Here is a 20,699-nt window from a genome sequence, read left to right on the forward strand (position 1 = left end):
ATTTATTAACCGAGGATTTCTTTGGGAAGTTGTTTTATCAAAGTAATAAAGAAAAACAAAAGGTTACTCCGCGTGCACAATGCTAATAAAATGGGGTTGACGCCATGAAGAATTATAGGGAGTATCATTTGTCATTTTAAACGAGAAAAACTCTCGCGACTAAAGGCTACTTTTTCTGCGACAGACTCCTGGGGAAATTGGTGGTAACGGGCTTCAATAGTGCGGTACCTTTTTAACCCCCCTTCTCTATTTGCAATTTGGATGTTTAATCCTGGACGTGCATTCAGTTCAAGCATCAAAGGGCCTTGGTCTTTATCAAGTACTATATCAACGCCAAGGTACCCTAACCCGGTTAATTCATAACAGCTGGAAGCTATTTCGAGTATTTTATTCCAATAAGGTACTTCTATGTCTACTATTGAATTCAAGGTATCTGGATGATAATCGATGATGTCATTGTGATATACACCACCAAGAGTTTTTCCAGTAGCCATATCGACCCCTACACCAATAGCTCCTTGGTGCAAATTAGCTTTTCCTCCCGATAATCGAGTCGGAAGCCGCACCATAGCCATCGCCGGATAACCCAATAAACTAATAATTCGGATATCGGGAATCCCTTCATAACTGACTTCAGCAAATACAGGATCAACAACTACACGTTTCTCAATAATTGCATAGTCAGAGGAACCCCCAAGGCTATATGCACCTGATAATAAGCAGGATAAATGATAGCTAAGCTCCTGGGTTGTCATTAATTTACCGTTAATTTGCCGATATCGCCCGTAAACTTTATCCTTAAAAACCAAGATACCATCACCACCAGAACCACGGGCTGGTTTTACTACGAAATCATTATAAGGAGCCAAACGTTCTTCGATGGTTTTTATTTGTTGTTCTGTTTCAATAATATCGTACAAAGGAGGTACAGCAATTCCTGCTTTTAAAGCTAATTTTTTTGTTTTTAATTTATCATCCACCAAAGGAAATAACTTTCTAGGGTTATATCGCAATACAAAATCAGTATTGCGCTGATTGATACTCAAAATCCCATGATTTTTTAAACGACGAAACAGGGCAATCATTCTACATGTCTCGCGAGTGATTTAAATCGTTTTAATTCGAACAAACGATAGCCTCTATATTGTCCAAACCATAAAATCAAAGCTAATAAAATCAAAAGCAATTCTGGAAAAGCAAAGATCAAATATTGTAATGGTTCATAGCTCATTGCCCAGTAAGAGATGACTGCGGCGACCAGGCTTCCAATACCAGATTTTATCGCTTCGGAAGCACCGCGCTCGTCCCAGGTAATGCACATTCGTTCTATAGTCATTGTTAAAATGATCATAGGGAATAAGGCAACAGACAACCCGGCATCGAGTCCCAGGCTTTGACTAAGCACACTAATAAAAATCATTAATAAAATGACAACCGTAAGAATCGCCCCAAGTCTTGGTACCAGAAGCAACCTTAATTGATCTAGGTAAAAGCGCGCCAATAGACCGAAAGAAATAATGATAACAAACAAGGAAATTCCCCAGACCACATGAGTTTCCCTAAATGCTAATGCGATTAAAACGGGCATAAAAGTTCCAAAGGTTTTAATCCCAATAAAATTACGCAGGATTAAAATAATAAAGGCGCCTATAGGAACAGTTAATAAGATTTTATAAGTTGCCTGGACATTGACTGGAAGTTGTAACAATGAGAAACGTAATAATTGTGAATCTGATTGCAATCCTCGTGATTTAGCAATACTTAATGCATTGATAGGAGTAGGGGAAACCGTTAAAGTAAATTGGGCTTTTTTTCCTCCAACAACATCAAAAACAGGTTCATTTCCATATTGCCAAATAAGGAAATCTTTAGGCAATCCTGCCCCACCTGTTTTGGGATTGATATAAATCCAATTTTTTCCGTTAAAAACGGCTAGGAATGAATTTAAATCGGCTTTACTTTTTTGGGATAAATAAATTCCCTTAACAGGAACCGCATAAATTTTAGACTGATTTAAAATAAGGGTTGCGGCGCTAATGATATGCCCATCATCAAAGTTATTACCTGTTAATAATTTGGCATTACCATCTTTTTTATTCAATTCTTTAATTGTGCTTTGCGCAAAGGTTTTTATGTCTGCAGAAGATTGCCTCACTTGGTTGGTAATAGTTTCTACTGCTGATTTTTGATTTTCCTCCAGAGGCTGGGATTTTACCGCTGGTGGTGTCCCTAATGGTGATTCATTTGTTTCCGTTTGCCGGAAAATGGCTCTGTAATACAAGGATTGTTGACCACTCGCTCGTCTTATTGCCCAAACTGTTTCTCGATTATCACCGTTTAAATTGGTTGTAACCCCATAGTTTCTTGAGACAAAATATTCATCAAGAATAGCAAAATGAGGGGGTAAATAAGGAATATTAAAGCTCGCTTTAATTGGCGTATTCGGTTCTGCAACAAAACGTAAATTGGACTCTACCATCCAGCTGTTTATGGTTTCAGTATCTGTTAAGGGAACATCAAGTACTAAATGCCTGTATAAAAAAATCCCTGCTCCTAAAATCAATAAGGTAAATATCAGTCCATAAACGTGACGTGTATTGTTTTTCATTGCTTCTTAAGACTCTTATTTCTTTTTTAAAGTAAAAGTGAGAGCAGGATCAACTGCGCCATTAAACGCAATGATTGCATCTCTTCCTAATAGAAGAGGATAGAGAAAACGCTTACGATTGGTTAAGTTGACTTTAATTGTCCTTACCTTATCGCCAAGTTGCATACTGAGCAGTACCACGGGGCGTTTAATGGGTGCATGCGCTAATATTTCTGAACCGTGTTCTCCCTCACGAACTTTGATCTTCACTCGGCCTTTATATTCTGCTTCAAATTGATAATCCCCGTTTTTAGTAGGCACCGTAAAGCGTAAATAGGGTATACCCTTTTTGGTAATTTCGGTAATATTGGTTGCATTTAATGATGCTGATTTAGCTCCAGTATCCAGTTTTGCTGATAGAATCAAATTCTTTTCTGGAAAAGATACTTTTTCAACATAACCATAAATTTGTGCTTCATTTGTTGCCATAACAGGTCCAGTCATTAATAACACAAAAATAAAGAGAGCAAGTGTTGATCTCATTTAATCATCTTTCCTAAGTTGTTTTTATTATTTAGTGCGATATCGTAGCAGGTTTTACAGCTTAAGTCACAACCGTAAGTATGTTTACAACATATTTTTTGTGCTTTTTGAGTGTGATATCATGAACAATGGCCAATAAATTTGTATTTTTTTGGCACAGGATGAAAGTATTATTGACATGAAGAGCAATTATACATATAATCCGCGCCATCTTAACCGATGGTCTCTCTGCGTGTAAGCATGTCCCGTAAGAGTAAAGATTCAGCTCCAAAATCAAAAGAACTTATTTTCCTTTTAGCTGTTGCTGGGCGCATCGATGCGCAAGGCAGGCTTCTGGCGCAAAAACTCGATAAGAATCGATATGTTTATCATGCCTACGCAATTTTAGATTCTCTCAGTTCCTCCTACAGCATGCTTAAATGGTTTTTTGAAGTATGCATGCCCAATAATAATCCTGATGTGATGCATGATATATTAACCTCACCTGAAGGAATCGCTGCAGCTTCAGCGGAAGCACTCTTTTTAGTTTCTTTTTCTTTGTTAGCAAGTGTTTATGATGGCGAAGAAAAAAATCCAGTTAAAAAATTCATTGCAAGTGCTTGGCCTTATTTTAGAGATGTAATGAAAGGCTTGAAAAACGCATATAAAGGCTGGAAAAGTGCCATACAAGTCATGGGCATCATTACTGAGGCAGATCTTAAGTATATGGTGGTTCCTGTAGGGCTTGTATTGGGTGTTTTTGCCGCAGCAAATCGACTTTGGATAAGGGGTATGCTTGAGTCGCGCAAGAAGAAAATGAATCAAAATAAAGAGCTCTTAATTGAAATCCAGCAATTAAACTCGTTAACATTTTTAGATCGCGAATATTATTTATCCCGTATTGCCCATCAGGATGAAGAAGAACGCATCCATGCTTACCTGGCGGTGGGTATTGGTGGTTTGCTTGACGGGTTATATCTCTATATAGGGGTAGTCAGCCTTTCTATTCTTGCTCCCCCTCTTTTTCTTGCCATGTCAATACTTAGTGCTGTTTATGCGGTGTCCTGTGTGATTACACGACTTTATGAAGAATATGATTTTCAATTGCGTTTGATGGTTACCCAGACCAAATGCCAACTTGCGCTTGTTACTAAAGAAATGGAACTTGCTTATGCGAAGTTACTTTCTTTAGAAGAAAAAAAAGATAAAACCATTGAAGATAAATTTGAGATTAAGCGTTTGAAAGCGCAAGTCTGTCGACTCCTCGACGATTTTGAAGCGTTACGCCAAACCTTAAAAAATCAGACAACCCATAGCTACTTGACTGCTGGTTTGTTAGGAATGAAGTATGGTTTATATGCCTATGGAGTGTTGACCAGTATTTTATTTATGGTCTCTTCAGTATTTTTAGTGACCGCAACAGCGTTTCCGCCTGCTTTATTAGCTGCGTTTATTATCTCCGGGTTAGTCTTAATGGCTGGATTTACCGCGTATACCTTAAGAACCCATTCCCAGCATCTGAAAGAACAAGCACAGGCACAGGAGGAAGAGAATCCATATAAGCAGTTAATAGAAATGAAAAAAAATATAGAGGCCAATGAAGAAACTGCAGAAATTTTAACTTCTGATAGTTTTGGAGCCTCCTTAAAAGATGGCCTTGCTCTTGATCCATCACCACAATATTTTTTTCAAGAGTGGTTTGAAGTTTTTCGTTCATTGGCATCGGGCATTTCTAAGGGTAAAAGTTTTTCTAATTTTGCGACAACTCCACTGCAAGAAGCCGATTCTGAAGGACATTATCATGATACACCACTGATCGGTGCCTTGGCTGTCGCAAATTCGGTATTGTTTTCTTTAGTCCTTGGACTTCGTGCTTTGGCTCGAGGATTAGGACGTCCCCCTTTAGGGCAGGTCAATTCGCGTAATGTGAAGCAACCTGATGTGGTTGAGTCGTCAACGGATGACATAAAAACCAAGTCTCCAGGGGAATCAAGCCGACCTTCCAAGAAAAAAGCGCCTGATTCCCTGTCGAGAAATGAACCTTCTGTAGCAAACATGGGCTTCTTTGGCTCAAAACTTAAAAAAACCACCCCACAAGACAAACCTATGTCCCATTCAAAGAGTGAATTCCATTTATCTTCATTTGAATCTTCTAACGGCGGTATAATTCTGGGTTTAGATTAGGATCATTGTACATTTTAAATTGGTGATAGATTCTGAAAGTCCGTTTTTTAGCTCGTACTTCCTCAACCAGTTCCCCAAGGCATTGAGATAATTGTTCTAATTGTTGGCGAATGATAATTAACTTCTTAGAGCAGTTTTGCCGATGCTCCTCGGTTGCATCTGTGCGCTTTGTTTGTAGGGACATATGATAGGATTTCAAGGATAAAATAGAGAGTCTATCGATAATCATACCTGGTGATTCAGAATTGACAGGACAATTATTGAAATCGGCAGGTTGTAAATACTTGAAAAGCCATTCATCCATAGCTTCCATGCGATTATTACGTGATTGATTGAACCGGTCTATTTCGCGTTTTGCCTGATATACAAACTCATAACCCAAGTCATCACGACGCGCCCGGTCTTCAGCATGCCATAGCTGAAAATTAAAGGCATGGTTTTCTTCAACTAATCGATAGAAGTCCTCCTGTTGAAAGATTATGCCTGATGTTTTCCAAATGGCAATGGAGTTTTGATGGAGATTGGTTATTTCTGAAACCTTAATACTATCTGGCATTTGGTTATCCTGTCTAATAAAATAAATACCAGTTTAACCCATACCTTATTTTGTCACAATTTGAGTTTCTTATGGGCTTACTTTTTGCGGGAAAAAGAATAGGGCAGAAAGCGTAAAAAACTGCTGTTGCGTTATTTACCGAAATATTTATTATAGATCATTTCATAAGTTCCATCATTTTCTATTTCTAGTATGGCTTTATTGATTTTATTCATGAGTTCTGCATTTTTATTCAGAGTCAAAATCCCATATCCATTTCCGAGATTGATCGACTTGCTTATTGTCCAGCCATTTATAAGGTTGTTATTCGTTAAGTATTTCAAAATATCCACATTGAGCAGCAGAGCATCGACAGAGTGATCTGTAAAGCCTTCCATTAAATCATTAATGCGATCGTATTCTTTAATGTTTTCATCAGAGGTATAAAGTTTAAGGATTCTATGAAGATCAGAGTCTTTAAGTGTGCCAATTTTCTTATCCTGAAGATCAGATAATTTTTTTATATTTGGATTGTTCGTTATAAATTGTCCATGACTTGTCAAATAAGGGATACTGAAGATGAATTCAGGGGGGAGATGATTAGAGATAGGGGTTGATGATATAGAAATATCAACCGTTCCTTTTTCCAGTTCGTCTAACATAGAGTCTGGGTCAATTGCCTTGTATTCGCACGTCGTATTGATGCGCTTACACACTTCATTAATTAAGTCGATGCAAAAGCCAAAGTAATGATTGCTTGTATCTACTGAAGAAAATGGGGGAACAAATTTCACAATACCTACTTTCACCGTATTACTGTAAGCAAAGATACTGCTCATTAATAAGGCGAAGCAAATGATATATTTGATAAGTTTCATGTCCAGCTTCTTTTTGGGTTATACTTTGAATCTAGGTCGCTGGGAGTTAATTGTCAAATTACAGGGATTATTTGAACTTAAAAAATATCGATATCTAATCGAAAGATTCTAAATGAGTTTTTTAAAGAAGAGTTCGTTGCTGATTTTAGCGAGTTTATTTACCAAAATATTTATTATATATCCCTTCATAAGTTCCATCATTTTCTATTTGTAACAAAGCCTTATTGAACTTATCAATGAGTGCTGCGTTTCTTTTAAGGGCTAATAACCCATAGCCATTTCCAAGATTAACCGGTTTACCAACGAGCCGAAAATTAATTATTTGATTGTTAATCAGGTTCTTAAGGATATTTACATTCAACAATATGGCATCAATGTCATTATTATTCAAGGCTTCTATTAAATCAGGAAGCTTTGAAAATTCTTTTACATTTTCAATAGGAGTGTAGCTTAAAAGAGTGGTTTTTAAATTGGATTCCTCAATTATGCCGATTCTTTTACCTTGAAGATCTTTGAGCGATTTTATGTCTGGATTGTTGGTTATAAATTGCCCACTACTGGTCATATAAGGCATGCTGAAAATATATTCGGAGGATACATCTGGGCTAATGGGGGTTGGCGTTAAAGTAACGTCAACGATTCCTTTAGTCAGTGACGCTTCAATACCCTCACTCATGACTGATTTATATTCGCATGTATCGTTCATTCGCTTGCATAATTCATTAATCAGGTCGATACAAAATCCAAAATAGTGATTACTTGTATCGGCTGCCGAAAATGGGGGGACAAACTTTCCAACTCCTACCGTGATAGTAGCGCTATATGCAAACATGTTGCTCGACAATAAAGCTAAAAAGATGATTTGCTTCAACATTTTCATGGCACATATCCCTTGCAATTATATCTTGAATCTAGTTTGTGATAAGATTATTGTCAAATTTTAGTTACGATTTTTTGATTAAAAATCAGTAGTCTTAACGAGAGATTTAAATGAACAAAGTTGGCAAGCAATAGAGGCTAATTATATAATGCTCCAAAAGTGCTTCTAAATCCATTTCAAGCGGCTATTACGCAAAGTTTTCAACACTCTAGCCTTATTACAATTTGATTGTGTTTTAGGATAATATCAACGATATATCAAAAATAAAGTTATAATTTTGAGGAGAAAAGATAAATGAGAATTTTTGCTTTTTTGTATTGTCTTTTGTTATCTTTTTATGCAACAGCTGAATCTACTTTACCTTCGGGTTGTCAGGCGGTAACTGTCCAAGGGGAGTCAGTAACATTAAAAACCAAAACAAGTAGCTTGTTTTTTATACATAATTTGACTGACGCAGATTTATGGATCACTCATCCTGTAACGAATCCTGGCGCAAGTGCTGGATGGACTTCGCGATTGAAAAGTGGAAATTGGTCGGCATTAGCCTTAAAAAAAGGTCCTTTCATTTTAAATTGCATTGAATCCAGGCCAGGACATGAACAACAATCGCCATGTGAAGGGGCGATTGCAGTGTGCCAATGGAAAGCAAAGGGAGTGAAAATTCCTGCTAATGCTAAAAAAACCACTTTCTGGGTAGCGGAGGATATGTCTCTATCTGGGCTAATTGCAGCAGTTGGTGCACGTGGTTTTGTTATTCCTGTAGCCAAAAGTGATGAATAGGTAATTTTGTTACCGACCCTTTATCTTGCTACTTATATGGATAAATGATAGAACAAAGTAAATGGTGTGTAATTAAATATATGACAATAAAATACAAACAAAAAACAGGATGAAAGTTGAGTAAAAAATCAAAAGATCCCTTTTACGAACGGGAAAGTGAAAAGTATACCGATCCCGTGCCCAGTCGTGAATTCATTATGAAAATTCTTAATGAATATGGAAAACCGATGTCGCGCAATCGATTATTTGATAAATTGCATATAAGCGATGAGCGTAAACAAGAGTCAATGGGATTTAGGTTGAAGGCTATGTTGCGTGATGGACAAATCATGCAAGATAGGCGCGGGCGTTTTTGTCTGATGCAAAAAATTAATCTATCTCGAGGTACTGTGCAGGGACATCCGGATGGTTTTGGTTTTTTTATTCCTGATGATGGCTCAGAAGATATGTTTTTGTCCGCTAAAGAAATGCGGGCAGTGATGCATGGAGATATAGTTCTTGCTTACCAAGCCGGGATAGACCGTCGAGGCAGGCCCGAGGCCAAGATCCATGAGGTAATTGAACATGCTAATGCTACTGTTGTGGGTCGTTTTTTTACGGATCATGGAGTCAGTTTTGTTTTACCAGACAGTAAACATTTGACGCAAGATATTTCAATTCCCCAAGAAATGGTGAATGGTGCCAAAAATGGGCAAATCGTATTAGTTGAATTAATTGCTTTTCCCAGTAAACGCACTCAGCCTATAGGTAAGATCATCCATGTATTAGGTGAGCATATGGCTCCAGGCATGGAAATTCAAGTTGCTCTTTATGCACATGGGATTCCTTTTGAATGGCCGGAAGATGTGCGTGTTGAAGTGGCTAAAATTCCACAGCAAGTTACTGATGAGCAAATAAAAGGTCGCACCGATCTTCGTAATCTTCCTTTTGTTACTATAGATGGTGAAGACGCTAAAGATTTTGATGATGCTGTTTATTGTTATAAAAAGCCTAAAGGAGGTTTTCAATTATATGTTGCTATCGCTGATGTGAGTCATTATGTGAGGCAAGATTCAGCATTGGATAAGGAAGCCGCTCGTCGTGGTAATTCTGTCTATTTTCCAGGCAAAGTAATTCCCATGCTCCCTGAGGCTTTGTCCAATGGACTTTGCTCTCTCAACCCTCATGTGGATCGTTTATGCATGGTTTCTGAGATGGCAATAAGTCGCGAGGGAAAAATATCACGTTCACGTTTTTATCGCGCGGTTATCCATTCCCATGCACGTTTAACCTATAATCAGGTTGGTTCATGGGTTGAACAGGGGCAGGCAGATGAATCCCATTCTTCATTATGGCCGACGTTGTGTGCACTTCATGATTTGTACCACATTTTATTGGTTACTCGTAAGCTTCGTGGTGCAATGGACTTTGAGACTACTGAAACACGAATTGAATTTGATGAAAACAAAAAAATTCAATGTATTGTTCCAGTGGTCCGCAATGATGCCCACAAATTAATTGAAGAATGTATGTTGGCAGCCAATGTTTCTACTGCACGCTTTTTAGAAAAGGCAGAAATCCCTACCCTGTATCGTGTGCATGCAGCACCTGAGGAAGATAAAATTACCGCTTTAAGGCAATTTTTAGGTGAATTGGGATTGCAATTAGGTGGAGGCAAAAAACCTGGACCCAAAGATTTTCAGCGTACAATGAGTACCATTGAAGACCGCCCTGATAAACATCTTATTGAAACAGTCATGTTACGTTCATTAAAACAAGCACAATATGTTGAAGCGAATGAAGGACATTTTGGTTTGGCCTATTCTGCCTATACCCATTTTACTTCACCAATCAGGCGTTATCCTGATTTATTAATTCATCGTGCATTAGGTCATTTGCTAGATAATCATCCAATTCATGAGTTTGTTTATACCCATGAAGATATGAATCGTTTAGGTAAACATGCATCAATGACAGAACGTCGTGCCGATGAAGCGACTCGAGAAGTTACTGCTTGGTTAAAATGTGAATATATGCAAGATAAATTAGGGCAGATATTTAAAGGTCGGATTTCTGCTGTAACCAGTTTTGGAATTTTTGTTGAGCTTGATGAAATCTATGTCGAAGGTTTGGTGCATGTAACCTCTTTAAAAAATGATTACTATACTTTTGATTCCGTAAAACATCGTCTGACTGGAACTCGCGGTGGCCAGGTATATTGTTTGGGTGACAAAATGACCGTTTTAGTGGCGCGTGTTGATTTAGATGAGCGTAAAATCGATTTTGAGCCTGTGGAGGACACAATAAGCCATGAGTGATCAGTACGTTTATGGATTACATGCGGTATCTGCTTTATTAGCTAACCCCCATCGAATGACCAAAAAACTCTATGTCAGTCTTGATCGAGAGGATAACCGATTGCAGGAAATAATTGATAAAGCGATGCAAGCGAATATTAATATCGAAAAAGTAAGTATGCACAAAATGAATCAACGTTTTGCTGATTTTACCCATCAAGGAGTTGTGGCTTGTGCTTCCTCATTACCGGAATATAATGAATCGCATTTACTTGCATTATTAGAGTCCAGTAAACATCCTGCTTTAATCCTTATTTTGGACGGGATCACAGATCCTCATAATTTAGGTGCTTGTTTACGTACTGCTGATGCAACAGGTGTTGATTTTGTGATGATCCCTAAAGATAAAAGTGCCAGTATTACTCCAGTGGTAAGTAAGGTTGCATGTGGTGCAGCTGAGTCTGTACCTTTAGTTAGAGTGACCAATTTGGTACGTAGTATCAAACTTTTAAAAGAACACGGTGTATGGGTTTATGGTGCTGCAGGAGAGGCAACAGGTACGTTGTATCAAACAGATTGCACCAGCGCTATTGCGATAGTCTTAGGCGCGGAGGGAGAAGGATTGCGTCGATTGACACGTGAGAACTGTGATAGTTTATTTTCTTTGCCTATGTTGGGTAGTGTTGATAGTTTAAACGTTTCTGTAGCCACTGGTGTTTCTTTATATGAAATTTTAAGGCAAAGAAAAGGGAGTGGTTTTTTATGAGTGATTTAAAAATTAAAGCTGCAAAAGCGGCGCTGGATTTTATTGAGGATGACACAATTGTTGGTGTAGGCACAGGCTCTACAGTTAATTACTTTATTAAAGAACTGGCTACTATTAAGCATAAAATCGATGCTTGTGTTGCGAGCTCTAAAGCAACCGAAGCTTTATTAAGACAAGAAGGGATACCAGTTATTGATTTAAATTCAGTACAGGACTTGCCAGTTTATATTGATGGTGCTGATGAAGTAACTGAGCATGGTGAGATGATAAAAGGAGGGGGGGGAGCTTTGACCGGCGAAAAAATTGTAGCCCAACTCGCTCAAAAATTCATTTGCATTGCGGATGATTCAAAACAAGTGCGCCATTTAGGGGGATTTCCTGTAGCAGTTGAAGTACTTCCAATGGCAAGAAGCATGGTTGCCCGGGAACTCGTAAAATTGGGTGGTGATCCAGAATATAGAGAGGGTTTTGTAACCGATAATGGCAATATTATTCTCGATGTTTTTAATTTTACAATCAATGAGCCTATGGATTTGGAAGAGCGTATTAATCGCATAACGGGTGTTGTCGAAAATGGTATATTTGCTCATCGCATAGCGGATGTGATTTTATTAGGGTCTCAAGATGGAGTGAAGCGACTGAAATAGCAATCGTGGCCTGGGTAAAATAATAAATCCCGGGAATGCCTTACATCTACGTGGATTGTATATTAATCTCAAACACAAGCAGGTTTTCGTTAATGAATGAGCATAAAGTTTATGTAAACAGAATTCTCAATATGAAAAAAATCAAGATGATTGGCCTAGATATGGATCATACTTTGATTCGTTACCATTCTGAGAATTTTGAATCCTTGGTTTATCAGCTCGTTAAAGAGCAATTGGTCGAAGTAAAACACTACCCTGAACCTATTAAAAAATTGAATTTTAATTATCGTGATGCAATTCGTGGGTTAGTGATTGATAGAAAAAACGGTAATATATTAAAGCTAAGTCGTTATGGTGCAATCCGGCAAAGTTATCATGGCACCAAATTAATCAATTTTTCGGAGCAGCAAAAAATTTATCGAAGTATTTATGTCGATTTAGGTGATCCTAACTATATGGCCATAGATACTGCATTCTCAATAGCCTTTTGTGTATTATATGGACAGTTGGTTGAATTAAAAGATACGTTGTATCCCGAACAGATGCCTAGTTATCAAACGATGGCTGTTGACGTACAGTTTTGTGTCGATAAGGTCCATTCTGATGGGAGTTTAAAATCGATTATCAGTAAGAATTTGCCTACTTATGTGATAAAGGAACGAGCTGTGGTTGAAGGGTTGAAGCATTTCATCCATCACGGCAAAAAAATATTTATTCTGACTAATTCAGATTATTCTTACACAAAGCTTTTACTCGAATATGCGATAAACCCCTTTTTAAAAAAAGGGGAGCACTGGGTTGATTTATTTGAATATGTTATTACTTTGGCAAATAAACCACGCTTTTTTTACGATAATCTTCGCTTTTTATCTGTTAATCCGGGTACAGGTATGATGACAAATACAATGGGAGCTATTGTCCCTGGCGTGTATCAAGGAGGTAATGCTAAGAAATTCACTGAAGACTTAAATATCCGTGGCGATGAAATTCTTTATATTGGTGATCATATCTATGGTGATATCCTAAGGTTAAAAAAAGATTGTAATTGGCGAACGGCACTGGTTGTTGAAGAGCTTGGTGAAGAAATTACAGCCCAGACCCAAGCTATTCCTGTAGAGAAAAAAATAACGGAAGCTATGGAAATTAAAAAGGATTTAGAAAAACAATATGTAAATTTATATACCAAAATTATTGATGAAGGTGCTTCTAAAGAGCACAATAAAGAACTTCGAGAGTTACAAGCAGAGATAAGTCGAATCGATGCCCTGCTTACAAAATTAATCAAAGAGCAACAAACCTATTTTAATCCCAAATGGGAACGAGTTTTTCGGGCAGGAGCAGAAGAAAGCTACTTTGCTTATCAGGTAGATCGCTTTGCGTGTATTTATATGGAAAAATTATCTGATTTATTAGAGTACTCTCCTGTAACTTATTTTCGTGCTAATAGACGTTTGCTGGCTCATGATGCTGATGTATAAATTCTGATTATGAGCATATATAAAATAAGCATATATGTTTTATATCGGACTGATTTTATTTAGAACTGGATCCCATATAAAGGCTAAGCATCTCCTCTTTCTCCCGGGGCAAGCTTGATAGGATAACGTTCGTTTAGGGACGTCAGGCATGGAAGTGTTTTGGCGTCGAACCCACGTTAAATAAGGAATACAATGGAAACAATTAAATTTTTAAAGAGAATGATTCTTATTGGCTGTCTAATAGGAATTTCCCCATTTATTAGTTCCTGTGCAACGAATCAGACAATACCAGATAATGCGAAAGGTTATGGTGGTGAAGGGGGGGGCGGCCACTAGATTCGTTTATCTTTACCGCTTGAGTTAAAGCCTGGCCTATATATTGAGACAGAAGATTTTAGGGTAACTTGAAAGAAAATATGTTTCTTGTAAAGGATGGGCTGAGGGGGGTAGTTAATTTCATTTCCCCAGCCTATCCTCATACCCTCTTCTCTTTATCTAAGCGCTAAAAAAAATTGAATAATACCAAACCGTTATCATCTTCGCCGTTACTGATAGTACAAAGCCAGTCGAGAACCAGTTGGTGTTTATGCAAAATAGGATTAAAGAAATCCAAATGCAGTGTTGCGGTATTATCCTCAAAAACACTTAAACGACCAGAGAAAGTTAAGAGTTCCCCTGAGGGACGTTCTATAAAAATTTTCATAGATGTGGTCACAGTATCTATTAATTGATCATTAATTTTCTCTTGGGCATGAAAAAAATGGGTAAAGTTAAATCGAGTAGTTGCTCCTTCTAATCTTCTTTCTTTTTGAGTTTGAGAGGCCGATTCTTTCACAAGACAATTGTCAAAATGAATAATCGCCCGGACATTGTCCCCATTTTCAATAGCTTGAACGAGTTGAGAAAAATTAACAAGAATATTACTATTATTAAGTGCGTGAGTCTGATTTAAAGAAAGCAGCAACACTCCTCCAACTGCCATCAAGAGCCAAATTCTCATTTATATCCTCCATGATTTGCCCCAAATTTTTAACTTATCCAGCAATAAATACACATTGAGCATTTAAATTTTACTATATGATTGTATTTATTTCATTCTTTTTAAGAATAACTTTATTAGTCCTCGCTTTGAATGGGTTTAAATTTGACTGCTTTAGTTAAGAGTTTTTATTGAAGACCACAAAAAGCACATAAATATTTATTGTTTCTTAAGTGTTCCTTAAGGTTTGATCTTTATACTTAACCGCAACTAACAGGGAGTCTTGACGTGATGCATGTATTAATTATTGAAGATAATGCTTTTAATGCATTTTGTTTGTCTCGAATATTAGAGACAGTTATTCCTTCAGTTTCAGTAATTGTGGAAAATAATAGCCAAGATGCTTTATCGGCTATAGACAATCATGTACCTGATCTTGTTATCATTGACGGTGAGTTGAATTTAATCGATGAGTTATCTACTCATGGTCCGCAGTTTGCTGCGATTCTTTTACAAAAACATCCCCATCTCCCTCTTATCGCCTGGTCAGATTCAGAGTTTATGCGCGGAGCATTTGCCAAAGTTTTTATGCAGAATAACCGTAAAATTAATGAATTTAATTCCTGGTCTAAAACAGTTAGCCCGAATGATATTCGTAAAACTGTCGAATATTATTTTGATGAATTAACTGGAAAAATAGCCAAACCATTCTCTCATGCCATAGGCTCTCAACGACATACCAGTTACCGTATGGATTGTATTTAAAAAATTAAACACTTTTATCTATACTGAATTAATAAGTTATAAGTAACTCTGAGCTATAATTACTATAGTAACTAGTTTTATGCGCAATAGAAAAGTCCAATTTTTAGGAAGGAAATATAATGGAATATAACCAATTAAATTTTGAAATGCAGAAAGATCAAAATAGCCAAGAAATGAGTGTACGATACTCATCAAATGGAAAATCAAATAAAGGAAAAAAAGGTCACGCTAAGAAAAGAAAAAGCGTCCTTGATTTAGAGGAACAAATGTTTAAAGCAGAAGCTCATTATACGAAAAGCATCCTGCAAAGTATCTTGGAAAGTGCGATTGAATATTCTATTGTGGGCACAGATCTCCCTGGGACCATTTTATTATGGAATGAAGGGGCCCATTGTAATTATGGTTATAAAGCAGATGAGTTGATCCATAAAAAAAATATTCGCATGTTGCATGCACCTGAAGATATAGAGTCAGGAGTGGTTGAAAAGTTTATGCAAGAAGCCTTGGAAGAAGGAAAAGCAGAAGGTATTTTTGAACGTGTCCGTAAGGATGGATCACGCTTCACTGCTTCGGTTACTTTATCAATACGCCGAGATGATGAAAATAATCCGATTGGTTATGCGATGATTTCCAGGGATATTACTGAAGCGAAACGAATCGAAAATGAACTTATCAAGAGTAATGAGGAGTTGGAACAGTTTGCTTACATTACCTCACATGATTTAAAAGCCCCTTTGCGGGCAATACAACGGTTGGCTTGTTGGATCGAGGAGGATAATAAAGATAAGCTCGATGAGAAATCCAAAGAGAATTTGATGTTATTGCGTAAACGATCGATTCGCCTTGCCAAATTAATTGATGGGATATTGCAATATTCACGAGCAGGCAGGGTCGATTTAAATATAGAAACCGTAGATACCCAAGAAATTTTACAGGATATTGTTGACAGTCTAAATCCAGATGGTCGATTTAAGATTAAATATCCCAAAAATTTCCCCATTTTTGAAACAGCTAAAACTCCATTAATTCAAGTAATTTCCAATTTAATTGGAAATAGTATAAAACATCATCATCGAAAAAATGGAACTATTTCAATTGATATTGATACATTGGGTTCATTTTATCTTTTTACAGTGAAAGACGATGGTCCTGGAATTGATCCTGAGTATTTTGATAAAATTTTTGTGGTTTTCCAGACCCTTAAATCTCGAGATGAATTAGAAGCCACAGGAATTGGTTTAAGTATCGTAAAGAAAATTGTGGAATCTCAAGGTGGAAAAGTAATGGTTCAATCTCATGTAGGCCATGGCACTACCATGTCATTTACGTGGCCAAAATACGTCAAGAAAATTATAGTCGATAATTAGGGATGCAATTTGCTGTATTTAGCGAAGGGGATATGCTTAAGGGAATTTAGGTAACGAATAACCTATGTACAAGTTGAAAATTATTGTAAGGTTTGTCGCTCCTACAACCCGTTAAAAAATCTTCACATTTTTAATGTTGTATTTTATCAATTCCGATTGTCATGTGGAAATTCCAGGAGATTCCAATAGTGATGCAAGGCGTTCACTACTTCTTTAAAATCTGAAAATTGGAAGGGTTTTATGATATATCCGGCAACATTTAAATTATATGCATCTATTTTATCCTGCTCATTATTTGAGGTAGTAAGAATAAAAATCATCAATGATTTTAATTGATTATTGGCGCGTATGGTTTTCATAAATTCTATGCCATTCATTTTAGGCATATTGATATCTAAAATAATGATTTTAGGAGTAGGGTGCAGTTTTTGTTCACCTGCCTTTCCCAATAACATATTTAATGCATCCAATCCATTAGTTGCTACGTGAAGTGGATTGTTAATATTATTATTTTGAAATGTTCTCTTTATGTCTTGAATATCAACTTCATCATCATCAATTAGCATTAAGTTAATGGACTGATCAAATTGAAACATAACTGGTCCCTCAAGTTTATATTTATATATAATTATAGGCAATAAAATAATCATTGTGGACGTAAGCAATACTATAATTATAAAGAGAGTCGCTAATGATTCAGATTTTTAGATATTTTTCTAAGGTCTGTTGACAATTGGTTCCCACTGTCTATGTGTTGCGCTCTATGTGCAGCATCCAGCTTTGCAAGAACCTAATTTTGGTTCAAATAGTTTCATCCCTATGGATCTCGCGCATAAAGCGCAGACGTAGGGAGCATAAGAATCGTCAACAAACCTTAAATTTTTATTTGGCTTAGGGGCGATGTGGATATGGGAAAAGTGTAACAGGAGGACGATTATGAAACCCCAGGAAAATACTGTAGATATTTTATATGTGGAGGATGATATCGTTGATGCCCAGGGTGCACAACGGTTATTTAAAAAAGTAAAAGAATCCTGTGCTATTGAAATTGCTTCTAATGGACAGGAAGCATTAAATAAATTATTTGGCCATGAAGGAGAAAAAAAAATACACCCCAAGGTGATTCTTCTCGATATTAATATCCCCAAGGTAAATGGGATCGATTTACTTAAGATAATCCGTCAAGAGCCTTCATTAGCTTTTGTAGAAGTATTTATTTTAACGAATGCCTATACTACAAAAGATAAAATTGCAACCAAAGACTTAAATGTCAGAGGTCAAATTATTAAACCTCTTGAATACGGTGATGCATTAAATATTTATTGGGCAACCCAACACACATAAGAGTGCCCATTGAGACAGATATGGATCTAATGAGCGGCATCCCAATTGGCACCTGTGCCAATGGAAACAACGAGTGGAACAGAAAGTGTAACGGTGTGCTCCATCAATTCACGAATCATTTCTTTGCTTGATTCGATTGCATTTTTATTTACTTCAAAAACCAATTCATCATGTACCTGCATGATCATTCTTGCTGGGGGCTTTTCATGAGAATTTTGCCATTTTGCGATGCAAATCATTGCATTTTTTATAATATCAGCTGCAGTTCCTTGCATGGGGGCATTAATAGCAGTTCGTTCTGCGGCTTTTTGCCGCATTAAATTACGTGCATTGATTTCGGGTAGATACAAACGTCTGCCAAATAAGGTTTCCACATAACCTTGATGATGCGCTTGTTGACGGGTGCGATTCATGTATTCCAGCACTTTAGGATAGCGCTGGAAATAAGTGTCAATATAATATTGCGCATCTTGACGTTCTACCCCAATTTGTTTTGCTAAACCAAAAGAAGACATTCCATAAATCAACCCAAAATTAATCGCCTTGGCTCGGCGACGTTGTTCATTATTTATTTCTTCCAAGGGTATTTGAAAAATTTCGCTAGCTGTTGCCGCATGAACATCCCAACCGTTAGCAAATGCTTTGAGCAGATTCTCGTCTTGTGATAAATGCGCCATGATCCGTAATTCAATTTGGGAGTAGTCTGCCGCAAGAATAATATTATCTTCAGGTGCTATGAATGCGGTGCGAATCAGTCTTCCTTCTTCACTGCGTATAGGGATGTTTTGCAAGTTGGGTTCACTCGAAGAAAGTCTACCTGTGGCCGTGACCGCCTGGTTATAGGAGGTATGTACTCTATTTGTTTTAGGATTAATTTTTTTAGGCAAGGCATCAATATATGTAGAAACTAACTTGGTTAAACTACGATACTCAAGAATTACAGCGGCAAGACGATAATCATAGGCTAATTCCTGTAACACGGCTTCCGCTGTTGATGGTTGTCCTGTAGGTGTTTTTGCAATAATAGGCAATTTATGCGAATCAAAAAGAATTTCTTGTAATTGCTTGGGTGAGTTTAAATTGAAGGGCTTGCCTGCTAGATGCAATGCTTCTTCTTCCAGGGTTCTGATGCGTTCTTTTAAGCGTTCCCCATGTTGCTTTAGGGTTGCGGAGTCTATAAGAACTCCCATTCGTTCCATATCTGCAAGTACCGTCACTAATGGCATTTCAATATTGCCAAAAACATGGTGTACCGACTCTGGGATTAACGGATAGAGTTTATGATGGAGTTGCAACGTAATATCAGCATCTTCTGCAGCATAAGCCCCGGCTTTCTCTACAGGGATCTGGTCAAAACGAAGTTGCTTTGCTCCTTTGCCTGCAATTTCTTCATAACTTATCGTCTTATGTCCTAAATATTTTAAAGCAAGGGAATCCATATCATGACGACCCGAACCACTGTTGAGGACATAGGATTCTAACATGGTGTCGTAATAAATCCCTTTTAACGTAATGCCGTGATTTCTCAAAACAGAATAGTCGTATTTAAGATTTTGGCCGATTTTTTTTATGGTAGGGTTTTCCAAAATGGGGTTTAAAGCGGTTAATACCTCTTCACGCAGTAACTGTGGGCTGCCATCATCGTGAGTCAAAGGAATATACGCTGCCTTGCCTTCCTCGATTGCTAATGAAATTCCTACAATTTCTGCCATCATAACATCAAGGCTTGTTGTCTCTGTATCAATGCAAAATGCTTCACATTTTTCCAATTGGTTTAACCAATGACTTAACTGTTGATTCGTTGTGATTAGTTCAAATGACACTGGTACTTGTTTTTCGTTATTGTCATAAGACTCTTCCTCACTTAAGAGTTCTTTGAGCCAGTTTTTAAACTCTAAATCCCGAATTAATGCAATCAGGCGTTCTTTATTCATAGTCTTGGGCTGTAACTCGCCCCAGCGCAAAGGTAAGCTTACATCTGTTTTAATAGTGACTAATTTTTTAGATAGGGGAAGCTGAGGTATGCTTTCACGTAAATAGTCACCTATTTTACCGCCTATTTGATTTGCATTTCTGATGAGATTATCAAGAGATTGGTACTCTGTGAGCCATTTAATGGCTGTTTTGGGGCCACATTTGGTTACTCCTGGAACATTATCTACACTATCACCAATGAGGGTTAGATAATCAATGACTTGACTGGGCATAATGCCAAATTTTTCTTTGACTCCCTCAATGTCCATGGCTGAGTTATTCATGGTATTAATTAGTGAGATATGCTCATTGACAAGTTGTGCCATATCTTTATCGCCCGTAGAAATAACAACGGACACACCTTGTTCGGTGGCTTGTGTTGCTAAAGTTCCGATTACATCATCTGCTTCAACGCCTTCAATAATTAGAATGGGAATCCCCATGGCTTCTAATAATTCGATTAGGGGGGTAAATTGTGAGCTAAGCTCTTGAGGCATGGGCGGTCTATGTGCTTTATACTCAGGATACCACTCATCCCTGAATGTTTTTCCTTTTGCATCAAAGACTACGGCCAATTCTTCAGGCTGATAATCTTTAATGAGTCTTTTAATCATATTGACAACCCCATAGATTGCTCCTGTAGGCTGTCCCTTTGAGTTAGTCAAAGGAGGAAGTGCATGAAATGCACGAAAAAAATAGGATGAGCCATCAACGAGAATCAATGGGGAAGATGTCAT

19 protein-coding genes are annotated in these 20,699 nt (G+C 37.4%); 10 read left to right on the plus strand and 9 right to left on the minus strand.

All coding sequences use genetic code 11. The features are described from left to right. Positions 1-131: 131 nt before the first annotated feature. Genes EKG34_RS05140 through EKG34_RS05150 form a run of 3 tightly spaced genes read right to left on the minus strand, consistent with a single transcriptional unit; the run spans position 132 to position 3,130 of the window. Positions 132-1,085 (minus strand): alpha-L-glutamate ligase-like protein, encoded by a 954-nt coding sequence (locus EKG34_RS05140; RefSeq protein ID WP_003634100.1) that lies wholly within the window; start codon positions 1,083-1,085, stop codon positions 132-134. After that, positions 1,082-2,608 carry an inactive transglutaminase family protein gene (locus EKG34_RS05145; RefSeq protein WP_003634103.1) on the minus strand — a complete coding sequence of 509 codons (1,527 nt, stop codon included), beginning with the start codon at positions 2,606-2,608 and terminating at the stop codon, positions 1,082-1,084. Before EKG34_RS05145 ends, EKG34_RS05140 begins: the two co-directional genes overlap by 4 nt. Before the next feature lie 15 nt (positions 2,609-2,623). Then, positions 2,624-3,130 carry an ATP-dependent zinc protease family protein gene (locus EKG34_RS05150; protein WP_003634105.1) on the minus strand — a complete coding sequence of 169 codons (507 nt, stop codon included), beginning with the start codon at positions 3,128-3,130 and terminating at the stop codon, positions 2,624-2,626. Positions 3,131-3,370: 240 nt separating this feature from the next. Here EKG34_RS05150 and EKG34_RS05155 point away from each other — a divergent pair, with 240 nt between their 5' ends. Then, entirely contained in the window at positions 3,371-5,293 is a 1,923-nt protein-coding gene (locus EKG34_RS05155; RefSeq protein ID WP_003634107.1) for a hypothetical protein, read from the plus strand. On the opposite strand, the gene EKG34_RS05160 is transcribed toward EKG34_RS05155, so the two are convergent. From EKG34_RS05160 to EKG34_RS05170, 3 genes are all read right to left on the minus strand, one after another. Beyond that, positions 5,262-5,849 carry a DUF4254 domain-containing protein gene (locus EKG34_RS05160; protein WP_003634108.1) on the minus strand — a complete coding sequence of 196 codons (588 nt, stop codon included), beginning with the start codon at positions 5,847-5,849 and terminating at the stop codon, positions 5,262-5,264. The two genes, EKG34_RS05155 and EKG34_RS05160, sit on opposite strands and share 32 nt — an antisense overlap. Positions 5,850-5,980: 131 nt before the next feature. After that, the gene (locus tag EKG34_RS05165) at positions 5,981-6,706 is read right to left on the minus strand and encodes a transporter substrate-binding domain-containing protein (protein ID WP_003634110.1); all 726 of its coding nucleotides are present in this window, start codon (positions 6,704-6,706) and stop codon (positions 5,981-5,983) included. Between the two features lie 154 nt (positions 6,707-6,860). After that, positions 6,861-7,586 carry a transporter substrate-binding domain-containing protein gene (locus EKG34_RS05170; protein ID WP_003634112.1) on the minus strand — a complete coding sequence of 242 codons (726 nt, stop codon included), beginning with the start codon at positions 7,584-7,586 and terminating at the stop codon, positions 6,861-6,863. Positions 7,587-7,880: 294 nt separating this feature from the next. Between EKG34_RS05170 and EKG34_RS05175 the strand changes: the two genes are divergently transcribed. The 6 genes from EKG34_RS05175 (at position 7,881) to EKG34_RS18180 (ending at position 13,869) form a co-directional block, all read left to right on the plus strand. Continuing rightward, on the plus strand, positions 7,881-8,366 hold the full coding sequence (locus EKG34_RS05175; protein ID WP_003634114.1) for a hypothetical protein: 486 nt from the start codon (positions 7,881-7,883) through the stop codon (positions 8,364-8,366). Between the two features lie 116 nt (positions 8,367-8,482). Continuing rightward, positions 8,483-10,663, plus strand: coding sequence for a ribonuclease R (gene rnr / locus EKG34_RS05180; RefSeq protein WP_003634115.1), 2,181 nt, complete (start codon positions 8,483-8,485; stop codon positions 10,661-10,663). Continuing rightward, positions 10,656-11,408: a 23S rRNA (guanosine(2251)-2'-O)-methyltransferase RlmB gene (rlmB, locus tag EKG34_RS05185; RefSeq protein WP_003634117.1), complete on the plus strand. Its 753-nt coding sequence runs from the start codon at positions 10,656-10,658 to the stop codon at positions 11,406-11,408. The genes rnr and rlmB overlap by 8 nt, the downstream gene beginning before the upstream one ends. Then, the gene (rpiA, locus tag EKG34_RS05190) at positions 11,405-12,055 is read left to right on the plus strand and encodes a ribose-5-phosphate isomerase RpiA (protein ID WP_003634120.1); all 651 of its coding nucleotides are present in this window, start codon (positions 11,405-11,407) and stop codon (positions 12,053-12,055) included. Before rlmB ends, rpiA begins: the two co-directional genes overlap by 4 nt. 92 nt (positions 12,056-12,147) lie before the next feature. Beyond that, positions 12,148-13,533: an HAD-IG family 5'-nucleotidase gene (locus EKG34_RS05195; RefSeq protein ID WP_003634123.1), complete on the plus strand. Its 1,386-nt coding sequence runs from the start codon at positions 12,148-12,150 to the stop codon at positions 13,531-13,533. Positions 13,534-13,725: 192 nt separating this feature from the next. Further along, positions 13,726-13,869 (plus strand): hypothetical protein, encoded by a 144-nt coding sequence (locus EKG34_RS18180; protein WP_041819198.1) that lies wholly within the window; start codon positions 13,726-13,728, stop codon positions 13,867-13,869. A 166-nt stretch (positions 13,870-14,035) separates the two neighbouring features. Here the strand turns inward: EKG34_RS18180 and EKG34_RS05200 are convergent, their stop codons facing one another. Then, positions 14,036-14,533 (minus strand): hypothetical protein, encoded by a 498-nt coding sequence (locus EKG34_RS05200; RefSeq protein ID WP_003634127.1) that lies wholly within the window; start codon positions 14,531-14,533, stop codon positions 14,036-14,038. Positions 14,534-14,803: 270 nt separating this feature from the next. Here EKG34_RS05200 and EKG34_RS05205 point away from each other — a divergent pair, with 270 nt between their 5' ends. Both EKG34_RS05205 and EKG34_RS05210 read left to right on the plus strand, forming a co-directional pair. Next, positions 14,804-15,277: a response regulator gene (locus tag EKG34_RS05205; RefSeq protein WP_003634128.1), complete on the plus strand. Its 474-nt coding sequence runs from the start codon at positions 14,804-14,806 to the stop codon at positions 15,275-15,277. Positions 15,278-15,396: 119 nt separating this feature from the next. After that, entirely contained in the window at positions 15,397-16,644 is a 1,248-nt protein-coding gene (locus EKG34_RS05210) for a sensor histidine kinase (RefSeq protein WP_003634130.1), read from the plus strand. Positions 16,645-16,790: 146 nt separating this feature from the next. Here EKG34_RS05210 and EKG34_RS05215 read toward each other — a convergent pair whose 3' ends face one another. After that, complete coding sequence (locus EKG34_RS05215; RefSeq protein WP_003634132.1) at positions 16,791-17,240, minus strand: response regulator; 450 nt, start codon at positions 17,238-17,240, stop codon at positions 16,791-16,793. A gap of 340 nt (positions 17,241-17,580) precedes the next feature. On the opposite strand from EKG34_RS05215, the gene EKG34_RS05220 reads away from it, so the two are divergent. Further along, the gene (locus EKG34_RS05220; RefSeq protein WP_003634135.1) at positions 17,581-17,988 is read left to right on the plus strand and encodes a response regulator; all 408 of its coding nucleotides are present in this window, start codon (positions 17,581-17,583) and stop codon (positions 17,986-17,988) included. 26 nt (positions 17,989-18,014) lie between these two features. Here the strand turns inward: EKG34_RS05220 and polA are convergent, their stop codons facing one another. Beyond that, a complete protein-coding gene (polA, locus tag EKG34_RS05225; RefSeq protein ID WP_003634137.1) occupies positions 18,015-20,699 on the minus strand; it encodes a DNA polymerase I in 2,685 nt (894 codons plus the stop codon).

Origin of the sequence: Legionella longbeachae (genome assembly GCF_004283175.1) — a bacterium.
GTDB lineage: Bacteria > Pseudomonadota > Gammaproteobacteria > Legionellales > Legionellaceae > Legionella > Legionella longbeachae.

Bases quoted from the DNA above. Each gene is read 5' to 3' on its own strand.
- EKG34_RS05140 (WP_003634100.1), bottom strand. From the start codon at position 1,085: ATGATTGCCCTGTTTCGTCGTTTAAAAAATCATGGGATTTTGAGTATC.
- EKG34_RS05145 (WP_003634103.1), bottom strand. From the start codon at position 2,608: ATGAAAAACAATACACGTCACGTTTATGGACTGATATTTACCTTATTG.
- EKG34_RS05150 (WP_003634105.1), bottom strand. From the start codon at position 3,130: ATGAGATCAACACTTGCTCTCTTTATTTTTGTGTTATTAATGACTGGA.
- EKG34_RS05155 (WP_003634107.1), top strand. From the start codon at position 3,371: ATGTCCCGTAAGAGTAAAGATTCAGCTCCAAAATCAAAAGAACTTATT.
- EKG34_RS05160 (WP_003634108.1), bottom strand. From the start codon at position 5,849: ATGCCAGATAGTATTAAGGTTTCAGAAATAACCAATCTCCATCAAAAC.
- EKG34_RS05165 (WP_003634110.1), bottom strand. From the start codon at position 6,706: ATGAAACTTATCAAATATATCATTTGCTTCGCCTTATTAATGAGCAGT.
- EKG34_RS05170 (WP_003634112.1), bottom strand. From the start codon at position 7,586: ATGAAAATGTTGAAGCAAATCATCTTTTTAGCTTTATTGTCGAGCAAC.
- EKG34_RS05175 (WP_003634114.1), top strand. From the start codon at position 7,881: ATGAGAATTTTTGCTTTTTTGTATTGTCTTTTGTTATCTTTTTATGCA.
- rlmB (WP_003634117.1), top strand. From the start codon at position 10,656: ATGAGTGATCAGTACGTTTATGGATTACATGCGGTATCTGCTTTATTA.
- rpiA (WP_003634120.1), top strand. From the start codon at position 11,405: ATGAGTGATTTAAAAATTAAAGCTGCAAAAGCGGCGCTGGATTTTATT.
- EKG34_RS05195 (WP_003634123.1), top strand. From the start codon at position 12,148: ATGAATGAGCATAAAGTTTATGTAAACAGAATTCTCAATATGAAAAAA.
- EKG34_RS18180 (WP_041819198.1), top strand. From the start codon at position 13,726: ATGGAAACAATTAAATTTTTAAAGAGAATGATTCTTATTGGCTGTCTA.
- EKG34_RS05200 (WP_003634127.1), bottom strand. From the start codon at position 14,533: ATGAGAATTTGGCTCTTGATGGCAGTTGGAGGAGTGTTGCTGCTTTCT.
- EKG34_RS05205 (WP_003634128.1), top strand. From the start codon at position 14,804: ATGCATGTATTAATTATTGAAGATAATGCTTTTAATGCATTTTGTTTG.
- EKG34_RS05210 (WP_003634130.1), top strand. From the start codon at position 15,397: ATGGAATATAACCAATTAAATTTTGAAATGCAGAAAGATCAAAATAGC.
- EKG34_RS05215 (WP_003634132.1), bottom strand. From the start codon at position 17,240: ATGTTTCAATTTGATCAGTCCATTAACTTAATGCTAATTGATGATGAT.
- EKG34_RS05220 (WP_003634135.1), top strand. From the start codon at position 17,581: ATGAAACCCCAGGAAAATACTGTAGATATTTTATATGTGGAGGATGAT.
- polA (WP_003634137.1), bottom strand. From the start codon at position 20,699: ATGACATCTTCCCCATTGATTCTCGTTGATGGCTCATCCTATTTTTTT.